Origin of the sequence: Brenneria izbisi, from assembly GCF_025840185.1 — a bacterium.
GTDB lineage: Bacteria > Pseudomonadota > Gammaproteobacteria > Enterobacterales > Enterobacteriaceae > Brenneria > Brenneria izbisi.
On sequence record NZ_JAMPJU010000002.1, the window covers coordinates 225536 to 239528 of the forward strand.

The window sequence follows — 13993 nt, forward strand, 5'->3', positions numbered from 1 at the left end:
TTATTCTCGTTATTCCTGTTGCCAGTACGTCCGTTGATTAAAAGCCCGCTGGATGACAAATCCATCCTGAATATCCAGCACGCTGTATGAATCTTGTGCAAAATGAAAATGCCACATGCCCGCGGCGGGCATACCTAATAACCTTGCCAGTAATAAACTCAGTACGCCCTGATGCGCCACCCAAAGATGGTTCCCCTGAATATCTTGCGTCATCAATGTCTGGACAAGGCTTTCTATCCGCGTTGAAAACTCAGGAAAAGACTCCCCCGCTGTCGGGCGAGCATGTTGCCAATCCTTCACCCAGACCGCCCAGTTTTGCGCATCTTGCTGTTGTAACTCGCTATGGTGCCGCATTTCCCAATCGCCAAAGTGCATCTCGTTCAGCGCCGTATCCGATGTCGCCGTCAATGGATGCGGCTGAAGGACTATTTCCGCCGTCTGCCGCGCCCGCGCCAAGCCGCTACTGGTCGCGGAAGTGAAATCGATGTCCTTCAACCACTCAGCAATCTGTCGGGCCTGTGCTACGCCGATATCCGTCAGGCGGACATCCGTGGTTCCGCAAAAAACACCGCTGAGATTGGCCTCAGTCTGACCGTGTCTGACAAGAAAAAGACGCATACTTTCCCTTATTATTTATAGGGTTATATAGTTTGCCGTTCTCGGCTCATTACAATGAGTTCATGACATTTGATTCATTACAACAGCGCCAGTAAGAACACCAGTTCACCGACTTCGATTGCCGCCCCCAGCGTATCGCCGGTTTGCCCGCCCAGCCGACGACGCAAATACCGGCCCATCAGCCAGATAACCACCAGGGTTATCGCCAATGCCAGTAATGCCCGCGTCTGGCCTGACAACCCGGTCAGTATCGCGCCGACCAGCAGCGTAATCCCTGTCGCGCCCGCGCTAACCTGACCGATATACAGATTCCCCAGCCCTTGCCCTTCGCGCGCATAGCGCTGCCGATACATCAGCAGTACAACCGCGGTCCGTCCGACCACCGATGCCAACGTCAGCAACGCCAACATGGCGGTATCGCGCAACGCTAATTCACTGATCGCCAGGACTTTCGCCGCTACGATGAAAATCAGCGCCAGCCCGCCGTTAGTGCCGAGTCGACTGTCGCGCATAATCTCCAGCATTCGCTCTCGCCGGCGGGCTGAGAAGACGCCGTCACAGGTATCCGCCAACCCATCCAGATGAAACGAGCCGGTAATCAACGCCTGCGCCAGCACAAAGCCCAACGCCGCCAGGGGAAATCCACTCCACGGCGCGAGCAGCGTGAACACGCTCCCCGCAATAGCGCCGACAAGCAGTCCGATAAGCGGAAAATAGACAATGCCACGCACGTACTGCTGCGCCGCCCCCCCCTGCATCCAACGTTCAGGCACCGGGATACGCGTCAGGAATTGCAGGGTGGCAAGAAACAACCGCAGACTCATTTGATTTTTACCTCAATGCCCGACACCACCAGATAAACAGACTCCGCCACCGCCGCCAGCCGTTGATTGACCCGTCCGGCGATATCGCGAAAATGCCGCGCCAACCTATTTTCCGGCACAATGCCCATCCCTAACTCGTTGGTCACCAGAAAGATCGGCGATGAGCGTTGTAAGCAGGCGGCGATCAATGCATCGATCTGTTGCTGGATCTCCGCCTCTATCGCCGGGAAATCCATCTGCTCTGGCGGCGTATCCCCCGCCTGATCAAATAATAGATTGGTGATCAGGGTCGTGATGCATTCCACGATCACGGCTTCATCCGCCGCAACCTGCTGCGCAATCAGCGTACCGACATCGCGGTAACCTTCCCAGGTCCGCCAGTGTGCCGGACGGCTGGCGCGATGTGTTCGCACACGTTCGGCCATTTCGTCATCAGTCGCCAGCGAGGTGGCGATATACAGCACCTGTTCACGCCCCGCCGCCAACTTTTCCGCCAGCGCGCTCTTGCCGCTACGAGCCCCACCAGTAATCAAAATCACCGAATACACTCCTGTTCAGATATTAAAGCTATGCAAATCCCGTTCAACTTCCTGTGAGACGCGCCTCATAAACACGGGACAAAAGGGGGGGTTTCCTGGCGTAAAAGGGGCTGAGCGCTCCTTGTCGAGCGCGTGCTACGACATTGCAAGGAAATACCATGATTTTCGCGCACGAAATAGCACTGAATCTGCATAAAACAGTTACCGTAAGTTTACAACTAAAAGGCCGCCTGCCAAGGGGATCGAGGTCGCCAACTATTCCGCCATAAACTGATATATCGCAGCAATATCAATATGTTCCCGCATGGCGGCAGCCAAAATATCGAACTGTTGTTGTTTGTGGCGGGCGTAATCAATCACCTCGCCCTCGAATGCTGGCAGCCCTTTGCGCTGACGCAGACTATTGAGCAACGCGCGTGTGAACTCAGCGTTATCGAACAGACCGTGGAGATAACTGCCCATAACGCTGCCGTCTGCATTGATCGCGCCGTCTTCATGTCTTGTCGCCTGCCCGTTACGACCGGTCAGAGAGATAAACGGTTCGACCTGCGATCCAGGGCGCGCCTGACCCATATGTATTTCATAGCCATTCACCGGCAGACCGGCGCAACTGGCCAACAGACCCGGTAATCGCGGCGCGCAGCGTCCCGTCACCCGCGTCGTCACTTTCTCTGGCGCAAACACAGTTTCCACATCCAGCAGCCCCAGCCCGTCCATGCGGGCGATCCCCGACTCCACGCCATCGATAATTCGCTTTCCCAGCATCTGATAACCGCCACAGATACCGATGACCGGTACGCCCGCCTGATACCGGGTTTGCAGCGTGTGGGCCAAACCGCTTTGTTGCAGCCACTGCAAATCATCCAATGTATTTTTACTACCGGGTAAGATGATCAAATCCGCCCTGGCCAGCGCTGACGCCGTGGCGACGTAATGCAAACTCACATCGGGCTGCGCCGCCAGCGCATTAAAATCAGTAAAGTTGGCGATATGCGGCAAACGGATGACGGCGATATCCAGATCCTTGAGTTGCGCCGCGGCGTATTTCCCGCTTTGCAGCGCTACGCCGTCTTCATCTTCCAGGTCGATATTCAGCCACGGCATGACACCAATCACCGGCACGCCTGTCAGCGCTTCGATCTGCGCCAATCCCGGCGTTAGCAGCGCCACATCGCCACGGAATTTATTGATGATCACCCCTTTCACCCGCGCTTTCTCTTCCGGCCGCAATAGCGCCAGCGTGCCATAAATCGCCGCGAACACCCCGCCGCGATCGATATCCGCCACCAGCAATACCGGCGCGTCAGCCATCGCCGCCATGCCCATGTTGACGATATCCCGATCGCGCAGATTGATTTCAGCCGGACTGCCCGCACCTTCCAGCACCATCAGTTCATATTCGCTGGCAAGGCGGTGGTAGATCTGATTAATTTGCTGCCGCAACCGCGGCTTATACTGGTGATACGTCGCCGCATCCATATTGCACAGCGCCTTGCCCATCAGCACCACCTGCGATTGACGATCGCCAGTGGGTTTGAGCAACACCGGATTCATGCGCACATCCGGTTCGATACCCGCCGCCTCAGCCTGGAAAATCTGCGCCCGTCCCATCTCTTCGCCGTTCGGCGTAATACCGGAATTCAGCGCCATGTTCTGCGCTTTAAACGGCGCACAGCGGTAACCATCTTGCGCAAAAATACGACAAAGTCCGGCAACCAGAGCACTTTTGCCGACATCCGATGCCGTCCCCTGAATCATGATGGCCTTGCTCATGGCATCCCCCCGGCACGCCATTGCCTGTTCACCAGAATAGTGGAGAAGTACGGTAACGCCTGATCGTCATCAACCTGATCCAGACGCCGCCAGCACTGTTCTCCCGGCAACGAGGCATCGGACATCAACAACGCGTGATCAAACAGATTGAGCCGCGCCAGTAGCGAGCGCACGGTGGCAAAACGGCCATAAACTTTCATCAGCACCACACAATCATGGGTAAGCAAAGCCTGTTCCACCTCAGCTTGCGGCGCGGTGCAGGACATCACGGCCAGCGATTGTTTCTCCATCGCCAGCGGAAACGCGGCCCGTGAAGCAATCGCGGCGAAAGACGTCACGCCCGGCACAATTTCCAGCCAGGGCTGCGGCCCAATCCGCGCCAGCAGAAACACCCAGGTACTGAACAACATTGCGTCGCCCAGCGTGATAAACCCCACCCGTTTGCCGTTGGCGACATCCGCGGTCAACTGCTGCGCCATCTCATCCCAGACGGCTTCTTTCTCATCGTTTTCGGCGCGCATGGGGAAATGACGGGTGCGGATCGCGGTCGCTGGCGACAAATATTCGCGCACGATGGATAACGCCAGACTGTCTCCGCCTTTGCGCCCCGCCGGCGCATACAGAACATCAAGCGTAGCCAGCAGGCGCGCCGCGCGCACGGTGATCAAATCGCTGGCGCCAGGCCCCACGCCTAGCGCATACAGTCTGCCGATCATCACACCTCCTCCCGTTCGTCATGATGCAGAACCGCATGCAGATGCCGGGCAAACATATCGCGGATCAGCGGATTTTCGCCCAACCCTTGCAACCAGCTTTGCGTGGTGATGCCAGCGGCTTCGAGTCGGGATTTCCATGAATCGGCGTCATCGGATGCCATATCGTTAATGGCGTGATCCCCCGCCACCAGCATCAGCGGCATCAGATGCGCTTTGCGCACCCCAAACCGCGATAGCCGCCCGATGATATGGTCGATCTCCGGGTAACTTTCAACGGCGCCTACCACCGCCGGAAAGTTCTGACTGGTCATCAGGTGATCGAGACAGGCATACGCCGAAAACGCGTGATGGCTGGCGCCGTGGCCCATAAAGACCACGCGTTCATCCGCCGCCAGCGGCGGCATCTGGGATTTCAGCGCCGTCATCAGTTGCTGATAATCCTCAAAACTGCTCAATAATGGCGCGCCCAGCGCCAAACGCTGAAACCAACTGCTGCACGCCCGTACTTCACTGACCACTTTTTCGTACTCGTCGCCATTAATGACATGCAAAGACTGGATCGCCACATCCTGATACCCGGCGTCCGCCAGTCGCTGAAGCGCCTGACGAGGGGTGTCAATCAATAAACCGTCGCGGCGGTACAGCTTACGGATAATCATTTCGGAGGTGAAAGCGCGAAACAGATCACGATCGCGACAGGTCGCCGCCAGATGTTGCTCGCAGGCATCGATATTCTTTTGTCGGGTATGCGGATAGCTGGTGCCAAAGCTGATGATTAACAGTGCTTTTTTCATATTTTATCCTTGTTGCGCCTGCCAGCGGGACAGTCGATGCGTAAACGCCGCCAGGGAAACCACCTGCTCCCACTCGTCGTGCTCCGCCGATACCACCGGGCGACGCACCACAATGCAGGGAATATTCAGCGCCAGACAGGGCGCCACCTTTTGCTGATAGCCGCCCTCGGCGCCGGATTCCTTGGTGATCACCACATCAGGCCGGCAAAACTCATACAGCGCCTGATTGAAGGCGGCGCTGAATGGCCCACACTGGGCAATGATCTGCTCCACACCCAGCCCCAGCATTTCGCACTGCGCCAGCACCGCGGACGTGGGCAACACTCGCGCCAGCAAATGTTTACCCGGCAGTTTGCGTTGGTATTGCGCCAGATCTTTACTGCCGGTGGTGAGCAACACGCGGGGGCCTAGCCCCTCGGCTACCGCACAAGCGGCATCCAGATTCGATACTTTGTGCAACAACGGGTGTTCGATGGCGTCAATGTCGCTTGGCCGCTGATAGCGGGTAAGCGGTATATGCAGACCACGGCAAGCAGCAACCACATTACGGTGTAGTGTCTCAGCATACGGATGAGAAGCATCAATCACCCAACGCACTTGCCGGGTCGCCAGATAATTCGCCATTTCCCGCGCGTCCATCCGCCCCACCACCACTTCACCGGCGATCGCGCCAGCCAGTTGCCTGCCGGTTTCCGTCGCGACCGACAGCCGGTAACCTTCGCCTGCCGCCTCCAGCGCCTGACAAATCAGGCGGGCGTCGCTGGTGCCGCCAAAGACATGGATAGCCGGACGGTTCACAGTTCATAACCTCGCGGCGTGATCATCAAACCATTGCGGCAGTAGGTGGTTTTATTGCCCACAATCACCAGACTGGTCATATCCACCGGGGAGAAATCCATTTCGCCAAAGGTGGTGATCCACTTCTCTTCTTTCTTGCGGCCCGCCGCTTTCACCACGCCCACCGGCGTTGCCGGCGACGTCCAGGGTTTCATCAGTTCGAACGCGCGAGCCAGATGACCTTCCCGCCCCCGGCTGCGCGGATTATAAAAGCACGCCACGAAATCAGCCTGCGCCGCGGCAATGATACGCTTTTCGATCACCGGCCACGGCGTCAGCAAATCACTCAGGCTGATATGACAGAAATCATGCATCAGCGGCGCCCCCAGCAAAGACGCGGCGGCAATACTGGCGGTGATCCCCGCCACCAGCCGGACGTCCAGATCCCGCTGTTGCTGACCGACCAGTTCCAGCACCAGGCCGGCCATGCCATAAATACCGGCGTCGCCGCTACTGATCAGCGCCACCTTGCGGCCTGTCAGCGCCAGGTCGATGGCCGTCTGACAGCGTTCAATCTCTTTGCACATCCCGGTTTTGATCACCTGCTTATCACCGGTCAACGCTTTTACCAGATGGGTATAGGTTTTGTAGCCCACCACGATTTCCGCTTCACGAATGGCGTTAACCGCCTCCTGCGTCATCATGGCTTCACTGCCCGGCCCAATGCCGATCACGGTTAACATCAATATGAAACTCCCAGGGTAATGGTGACGCCCTGCCGACGCAGGGTATGACCAACCAGTCGGCCTTTACTCATCAGCCAGGCGACAGGTTGCGATACGCTGCCGATGCCGATGGTTTGGCGGACAAAGTCAGAAGAGGGGAAACGCGCTTCATGGCGGCGAAGCGCCTCGATGCCGAACAGTTCAAACGGTACGCGCCAGCGTTGCGCCAGCAGATGTAACGCGGGTTCGTCCTTCTTGAGTTCGACGCTGCCGATCGCACGCAACGCCAGCGGATCGAAGTGGTTGTCAGCCATTTGCTGCGACAACAGCGCGTCCAGCGTTGCCAATGACGTTCCGCGCCGACAGCCGAATCCGGCCACCACACGACGCGGCACCAACTGATATACCGGCAGCGACAATTCAGGCAAGTTGGCGCGCAGGCTGACGCAAACCAGTGCGTCCAGTGGCGGCAGGGCTTCCAGACTGGCAACCGGGATGAAGCCGCGCATATCGCAACGCTCGCGTTCGTGCTGTAGCGGCGCATCCCACCATAAGCCGACGCGTTGCTCGCTGACCAGCATCTGGTTGACGATTTTTACCGCCTGACGAAAATCCCGTATCCCGGCATCCAGTTGGGTCGCCAGCATATCCAGCGCCGCCATCTGGTTGACATCTGTGGCGGAGGTGATCACCGGGTCGGCGCCCAGCAATCCGGCCAGATGACACGTCAACGCGTTGGCGCCGCCAACATGCCCGGACAGCAGGCTGATGACGTGTTGGCCTCGTTCATCAATCACAACCACCGCCGGATCAGTGAGTTTGTCCTGCACTAATGGCGCGATGGTCCGCACCGTGATGCCCACCGCCCCAATCACCACCAGCGCGGCATACTGGTTAAACACCTGACGCAAGGTGTCGCCGAAACCGCCATTAAACGCGACAAATCCCGGTTGCAGCAGCTTTTCACTGGTGAAACAGGTCAGCGGCAACTGCGCGCGTAACTGTTGGGCCAGCCGAACGCCGCCGGGCGTCAGACAAAACACCGCTATCGATTCAGGCTTGGCGATATTCATGGCTAAATCCTGCGTCATACAGTCGGGAATAATGATATTCCTCGCCCAGAAAGGCGCCGACCAGAATCAGCGCCGTCTTGCGGATCGCCGCCGCGTTAACCTGTTCGGCAATGTTCGCCAGCGTCCCGCGTATCGTCCGGCTTTCCGGCCAGGTCGCTTTGTACACCACCGCAACCGGGGTCGATAGCGGATAGCCCCCCGCCGTCAGCCGCGCGACCACGCCGTGAATGTGCTGTACCGACAGGAAGATCGCCATGGAAGTCTGATGCGCGGCAAAGGCTTCCAGTTGTTCCCGCGGCGGCATCGGCGTGCGGCCTTCAATGCGGGTAATAATCAGACTCTGCGCCACTTCCGGGACGGTGTACTCCACCCCAAGCTGCGCCGCCGCGCCGAGAAACGCGCTGACACCCGGCACCGACACAAACCCGATCCCTTGTTCCGCCAACATTTCGCCCTGTTCGCGGATGGAGCCGTACAGCGAGAGATCGCCGGTTTGCAAGCGAACTACCAGTTTGTCGTCGCCGACGCCATTTACCATCAGCGCGATAATTTGCTCCAGCGTCAACCCGGCGCTGTCATGGCACGCCGCCCCCGGCGGGCAATAGTCGAGCAGTGCGGGATTGATCAGCGAACCGGCGTAAATCACTACATCCGCTTGTTGCAGCAGGCGATAGCCCTTCAGCGTAATCAGTTCGCTATCTCCCGGCCCCGCGCCGACAAACCAGACTTTTCGCGTATCAAAATCCTTGCGGGCCGTGCTCTCATGTCGTACTTCAAGCTGTTCGGACATGTTCTCCCTCCTTGCGACAAGAAATAAGATAGGTTGGATTACCGGGTTTAAAATAATGACCGCTGCCAAGCGGCGTCAGCGTGCAAGCCTGTAATTGGCTGCATTCCAGTGCGCTCACATTGCGTGACGGCAGGTGCGCCAGCGCCGTTTGCAGGTTGTCGAGCAGAATAAACGTCAACACCAGACGACCGCCGGGATGCAGATGCGCCAGCGACCAGTCGATCAGCGCGGTCAGTTGACCGCCGCTGCCGCCGATAAAAATAGCATCGGCGCATATGTCCAGCGGGAGCGGCGCGTCTGCGCCTATCATCTCCACGTTGCGGCACCCCAAGCGCTGGCAATTCCCGGCAATCAACGCCAACGCCGCCGGATTGCGTTCAATGGCGGTCACCTGTAATTGGGGAAAACGCAACGCGGCTTCCAGCGCCACGCTGCCCGTTCCGGCCCCGACATCAATCAGGCGCTGCGCGTCGGTCAGTTCCAGCCGCTCCAACGCCAGCAAGCGGATCGGTTCTTTGGTCATCGGCACTCGGCGACCACGTAAAAATTCGTCATCTCTCATTGAGGATCACCACCACATTCATGTCATAGCGCTGCGCCACGTCATCCGCGTGCAGGCGATGGATACGTTCATTCGGCGAAGAAAGGTTTTCGCCAATAATCAGTGTGCGGGTGAGTCGGCGTTGCAAAATGGCATCCGCAATCGCCCGTGGGCCGATTCGTTCGTCCGTCACCATCGCGACTTTGTCGTGTTGCAGAAGCCAGTCGAAATCCGGTTCGCGCCCATGGCTGCTGGTGAGATAGATATCGTTCATATCCAGCGCAACCCTAGCGCACAGATACTGGATGGCGCTGATGCCGGGAATAATCCGCAACGTCCCGGCGCCAAAATGGGATGCCAGCCGCTTGCCGATGCCATACAGCAGCGGATCGCCCGATGCCAGTACCACAATATTCCGTGGCTGCTGCCCGGCCAGCCAGAGCATCAACGCGGAAAGATCGGCGTCCAGTCGGCGAGTTTGCCCGCGGAAACCGGGAAACATCGCCAGATGACGCCCCCCGCCGACCAGAATATCCGCCGCGTCGATGTGGCGCCGCGCTTCCGGCGTAAGATGAGCGCACGCACCGGGGCCGATGCCGACGACCGTAATCATCGCAGCGCCGCCACAATGTCGGCGAGCGCCCGGTTCGTCCCCAGCACCTGATGATCGAACGAGAACAAGACGGTATCGATCGCGGGCGGTTCGCCGCAAAAACGCCACATTTCGTTTATCCGCTCACAAATCCGCTGGGCAATACGTTGATACACGCGCTGAAAACCGTGATCCGCAATCAACGTCATCGCCCCTTCGGTGGTGTCGCACTGATTGACCGCCAGCAGTAAATCCTGCGGCGCGCCAAGCAACGCCAGATGCGCAATCAGGGTTTCCATTCGACCATCCGCGATATGACTGTGGGTATGAAAGATCCCGGCGGCAACCTTGACCAGTTTGCCGGGATGCCCAATCACCACCACATGACGAAAGTTGAGCCGTACCGTCTCCTGCAACATGTAGCCGACAAAGTTGCTCATGGTTGCCACCCGTTGGCTATCCAGCCCCAGTTGTTCGCGCACAAAGCGCTCGCCGTGGTTGCCCGGCACCAGAATCACCTTGTCCAGTCCCGCTGCGCGCTTCATTTCCAGTTCCAGCGCCAGTGAGCGTTTCCAACTCTCTTCCGACATCGGCGTGACGATGCCGGTGGTGCCGAGAATGGAAATGCCGCCGACGATCCCCAATCGTCCGTTGTAGGTTTTTTCGGCCCGCGCCTCGCCTTCCGGGGCAAAAATCGTGATTTCCGCCCCACGCGTCGGGCCAATCACCTCACGCACCGCCGATTCAATGGTGTGCAGCGGGGTACGGTTGATCGCTGGACTGCCGACAGGCAAACCGATGCCGTTACGCGTGACCGTACCGATCCCCGCCCCGCCCGTAATGTGAATATCGGCGTGATCGCACAAGGCGACTCGCGCAAAAATCAGCATTCCGTGCGTGGCGTCCACATCGTCCCCGCCGTCCTTACGAATGGCCGCCGTCGCTTGCCGACCTTCAATCAGCGGTTGCTCCACATTGAGATACAGGGTTACGCCTGACGGAGTGACAATCGAAACCTGATCGATCACCTGCTGGCGCAGCGCCATCAACGCCGCCACTTTCGCCGCCGCTGTCGCACATGAACCGGTGGTGTAGCCTTTGCGATATTGTTTGCCGTGATGCCAGACGCTATCCATCTGTGTAGCCATACTCATTCTGTCTCTCCCATCCGATACAGAATGGCGTTCACAATGGCCGCGGCGACATTGCTGCCCCCCTTGCGGCCCGTCGCCGCAATACAGGGGATGGCGCTGTGGATCAGTGCGTCCTTTGATTCCGCCGCCCCGACAAAACCGACCGGCACGCCAATTACCGCCAGCGGCGTCGCCTGCTGTTCCAGTAAACGAAACAAAGCCGTCGGCGCATTGCCAAAGACAAACAGCTTGTCGCCCTGCTCTTGCAGCGCGATATCCACCGCGGCCATCGAACGCGTGATATTTTCCGCTTTTGCCCGCGCCACCACGCGCGGATCGCTGATAAAGCAGCGACACTCGCATCCCAGTTGCGCCAGCCGGGTTTTATTGATCCCGGACAGCGCCATCGTGGTATCGGTATAGAGAATGCAACCGGCGCGCAGCCCGGCGCTGATCCGCGTCAGCACGTCGGTTGAGAACCACAACAGATCCAGCCAATCGAAATCCGCCGTGGTATGGATAACCCGCTTGATGACCGCTTCCTGAGCCGGATCGACAAAACGATAGTCAGGGCGCTCGCGAGCGATAATCGCGCTGATCATCTCAAAACTTTGCTGCTCGATTTGTTGCGGTTGCTGGAGATAATTCATTGTTTTTCCTTGTTCTATACGGCGAGCAAAAGCCGGATCAGGGCGAACAGCAGCAACGCCAGCAGCGAGGCCGTCATCATCAGATGAATGCTGCGGGGAATGTCGCTCAATGCGATTTCCCGACGTTCGTCCCCGATCCACGGTTTCTCTACCCGCTCACCAAAATAGTAGTTCGGCCCGCCAAGCCGCACACCGAGCGCACCGGCTACCGTGGCTTCCGGCCAGCCACAGTTGGGGCTGGCATGCTGGTAACGATCACGCCAGCCAATACGCAGCGCCTGCCGGTAATCCTCTTTCAGCAACCAGGCGGCGGCGCTCAGCAACAGCCAGCTTAGTCGGGCAGGGATAAGATTGGCCGCATCGTCCATCCGGGCGGAGACATAGCCAATCGCCCGATATTGCGGGTTCTTGTAACCGACCATCGAATCCAGTGTGTTGACGGTTTTGTAAGCCATCGCCAGCGGCGCGCCGCCGATCAACAGGAAAAACAGCGGCGCAATCACGCCATCTACGCTGTTTTCCGCGACGGTTTCCACCACGGCGCGGGTAATCTGCGGTTTTTCAAGCTGCGCGGTGTCCCGCCCCACAATCCCCGCCAGTTGCCGGCGGCTCTCTTCCAGCGCCCCTTGTTGTAATGCCTGATGAACCATCATCGCGGCATCACTCAGACAACGGCCCGCCAGCAGGGTATAAATCATCCACACCTCCGCCAGCCAGCCCAGCCACGGATGAAGCATGTTCATCAGAGCAAGCAATCCCCAACTCAGCAGCCAGGTCACCCCGACCGCCGCCAGCCACAATACCGCTCCGCCCCGTCGCAGCGCGCGCTCGCCGTGACAAGCGGCGCGAATTCGGGTTTGCAGCCAGGTGATGAGTTTGCCTATCCAGCGCACCGGATGCGGCCAGTGCGCTGGATCGCCCAGCCAATAGTCAAGCAGGAAAGCGATAAACCAGGCCGACAGGATCATGCCGTTCCCCTTGCGTCGGCAAGTCTGGCGCTGGCGAACCAACGCTCAAGCAACCCCGTACGCTGGGCAAAATGGAGATGAAGGTAGCTGGCGCAGGTTTGCTCAAGCTGGTAACCCCCTTGCCAACGCTTGATGACAGTGCCGTCACGGGATTTGGCGCAGGCAAAACGGGGAGGCAGCGAAGTGGAGAAATCGGAATAATGAAACTCATGACCGCGCAGCACTTCGCCCCGCGCCGCCAGCAGCGTGTCGGTCAGCGCCTGCGCCTGACAGTAACCAAAGCGGGTCAGTCGTTTTCCCATCCGGCTTTCACCGGGCAGAATGCCGCTCATGCGGTGACGCTGGCCGTCCGTATCCGTCAGTCCGTCGCCCAGATACATCAGCCCGCCACATTCGGCATAGATTGGGACATTGCGCCGATGCGCATCCTGTAAAGCATCACGCATCGCGCTATTGGCGGCGAGCGGAGCGGCGTAAATTTCCGGGTAGCCGCCGCCGATATACACCATCTGACAGTTGGGAAGCTGGTGGTCATAAATCGGGCTAAAGCGGTGAATGCGCACGCCCGCCTGCTCCAGCAAATCGAGATTATCCTGATAATAGAAATTGAAAGCGTCGTCATCCGCCAGCGCCAACGTCAATCCTTCGGCCTGTTCGGGCGAGAGCAGTGTGGACGATGCGCCATCAGGCAAGCGGACGTCACGGCACAACGCCAGCAGACGATCCACATCGATGGTTTCTTCAATTTGCAGCGCCAGTTTGCGCCAGCGGCTATCATCACCGTGCGGCTGCTCCTGGGCGGGGATTAAACCAAGATGGCGGGAAGGCAGCGCGATATCCGCCATGACGGGCAAGCGCCCCAGCACCGGGATACCGCAATAGTGCTCAATGGCATGATGGAGCAGTTGGTAATGTTCCGCCGAATTCACCCGATTCACGATCACACCGACGATGTTCACGGCGGGATCAAACTGGCGAAACCCCATCACGGTAGCCGCCACGGAGGTGGATACCGCTTTGCCATCCACCAGCAACACTACCGGACAACCAAGCTGTTTGGCCATCGCCGCCGTACTGCAATCGTTCGGATTCGTGCCGTAGCCATCGTACAGCCCCATCACGCCTTCAATCACCGCGACATCGGCATGGCGCATCCGCTGGTTATACAGACCGTTAAGCGTCGCCGTGGGCAACATGAACGCATCCAGATTGCGCGACACGACGCCGCACACCGCGCTGTGCCAGCCGCTGTCCAGATAGTCGGGCCCCACTTTAAAGGGCTGTACGCTCAACCCGCGCCGCATCAACGCCCGCAATATCCCAAGCGTCACGGTGGTTTTGCCGCAACCGCTGCCAGTGCCGGCGATAACCAACGCGGTTTTATTTCGCCCCTGGTTCGCTGTCGCGTTTTTCTGTTGTTGTGCACTCGGCATAAAAAATCCCGACATCATCGGTCGGGACAGGTTATGTCACAAGGTGC

The 13993-nt window shown here is 58.6% G+C and carries 16 protein-coding genes; all 16 read right to left on the reverse strand.

The genetic code is table 11. The annotated features are described in order from the left end of the window. Window positions 1-9: 9 nt before the first annotated feature. Window positions 10-618 carry an adenosylcobalamin/alpha-ribazole phosphatase gene (locus NC856_RS03710; protein WP_264089089.1) on the reverse strand — a complete coding sequence of 203 codons (609 nt, stop codon included), beginning with the start codon at window positions 616-618 and terminating at the stop codon, window positions 10-12. A gap of 77 nt (window positions 619-695) precedes the next feature. Then, complete coding sequence (gene cobS / locus NC856_RS03715) at window positions 696-1442, reverse strand: adenosylcobinamide-GDP ribazoletransferase (RefSeq protein WP_264089090.1); 747 nt, start codon at window positions 1440-1442, stop codon at window positions 696-698. Beyond that, window positions 1439-1981, reverse strand: coding sequence for a bifunctional adenosylcobinamide kinase/adenosylcobinamide-phosphate guanylyltransferase (gene cobU / locus NC856_RS03720; RefSeq protein WP_264089091.1), 543 nt, complete (start codon window positions 1979-1981; stop codon window positions 1439-1441). Before cobU ends, cobS begins: the two co-directional genes overlap by 4 nt. Window positions 1982-2236: 255 nt before the next feature. Next, the gene (locus NC856_RS03725) at window positions 2237-3754 is read right to left on the reverse strand and encodes a cobyric acid synthase (protein WP_264089092.1); all 1518 of its coding nucleotides are present in this window, start codon (window positions 3752-3754) and stop codon (window positions 2237-2239) included. After that, a complete protein-coding gene (locus NC856_RS03730; protein WP_264089093.1) occupies window positions 3751-4470 on the reverse strand; it encodes a cobalt-factor II C(20)-methyltransferase in 720 nt (239 codons plus the stop codon). Before NC856_RS03730 ends, NC856_RS03725 begins: the two co-directional genes overlap by 4 nt. Continuing rightward, window positions 4470-5264 carry a sirohydrochlorin cobaltochelatase gene (gene cbiK, locus NC856_RS03735; protein ID WP_264089094.1) on the reverse strand — a complete coding sequence of 265 codons (795 nt, stop codon included), beginning with the start codon at window positions 5262-5264 and terminating at the stop codon, window positions 4470-4472. The genes NC856_RS03730 and cbiK overlap by 1 nt, the downstream gene beginning before the upstream one ends. Before the next feature lie 3 nt (window positions 5265-5267). Then, window positions 5268-6062, reverse strand: a complete 795-nt coding sequence (locus NC856_RS03740; protein WP_264089095.1) for a cobalt-precorrin-6A reductase — start codon at window positions 6060-6062, stop codon at window positions 5268-5270. Beyond that, complete coding sequence (locus NC856_RS03745; RefSeq protein WP_264089096.1) at window positions 6059-6784, reverse strand: precorrin-3B C(17)-methyltransferase; 726 nt, start codon at window positions 6782-6784, stop codon at window positions 6059-6061. Before NC856_RS03745 ends, NC856_RS03740 begins: the two co-directional genes overlap by 4 nt. Further along, window positions 6784-7839: a cobalt-precorrin 5A hydrolase gene (cbiG, locus tag NC856_RS03750; RefSeq protein WP_264089097.1), complete on the reverse strand. Its 1056-nt coding sequence runs from the start codon at window positions 7837-7839 to the stop codon at window positions 6784-6786. Before cbiG ends, NC856_RS03745 begins: the two co-directional genes overlap by 1 nt. After that, window positions 7820-8629 carry a cobalt-precorrin-4 methyltransferase gene (locus tag NC856_RS03755; RefSeq protein ID WP_264089098.1) on the reverse strand — a complete coding sequence of 270 codons (810 nt, stop codon included), beginning with the start codon at window positions 8627-8629 and terminating at the stop codon, window positions 7820-7822. Before NC856_RS03755 ends, cbiG begins: the two co-directional genes overlap by 20 nt. Next, window positions 8613-9191 carry a decarboxylating cobalt-precorrin-6B (C(15))-methyltransferase gene (locus NC856_RS03760; protein ID WP_264089099.1) on the reverse strand — a complete coding sequence of 193 codons (579 nt, stop codon included), beginning with the start codon at window positions 9189-9191 and terminating at the stop codon, window positions 8613-8615. The genes NC856_RS03755 and NC856_RS03760 overlap by 17 nt, the downstream gene beginning before the upstream one ends. Then, window positions 9181-9783 (reverse strand): cobalt-precorrin-7 (C(5))-methyltransferase, encoded by a 603-nt coding sequence (locus tag NC856_RS03765; RefSeq protein ID WP_264089100.1) that lies wholly within the window; start codon window positions 9781-9783, stop codon window positions 9181-9183. The genes NC856_RS03760 and NC856_RS03765 overlap by 11 nt, the downstream gene beginning before the upstream one ends. Continuing rightward, complete coding sequence (cbiD, locus tag NC856_RS03770) at window positions 9780-10916, reverse strand: cobalt-precorrin-5B (C(1))-methyltransferase CbiD (protein WP_264089101.1); 1137 nt, start codon at window positions 10914-10916, stop codon at window positions 9780-9782. The genes NC856_RS03765 and cbiD overlap by 4 nt, the downstream gene beginning before the upstream one ends. Beyond that, complete coding sequence (locus NC856_RS03775; RefSeq protein WP_264089102.1) at window positions 10913-11545, reverse strand: cobalt-precorrin-8 methylmutase; 633 nt, start codon at window positions 11543-11545, stop codon at window positions 10913-10915. The genes cbiD and NC856_RS03775 overlap by 4 nt, the downstream gene beginning before the upstream one ends. Before the next feature lie 14 nt (window positions 11546-11559). Next, entirely contained in the window at window positions 11560-12513 is a 954-nt protein-coding gene (gene cbiB / locus NC856_RS03780; RefSeq protein WP_264089103.1) for an adenosylcobinamide-phosphate synthase CbiB, read from the reverse strand. Next, the gene (locus NC856_RS03785; protein ID WP_264089104.1) at window positions 12510-13946 is read right to left on the reverse strand and encodes a cobyrinate a,c-diamide synthase; all 1437 of its coding nucleotides are present in this window, start codon (window positions 13944-13946) and stop codon (window positions 12510-12512) included. Before NC856_RS03785 ends, cbiB begins: the two co-directional genes overlap by 4 nt. Between the last annotated feature and the right edge of the window lie 47 nt (window positions 13947-13993).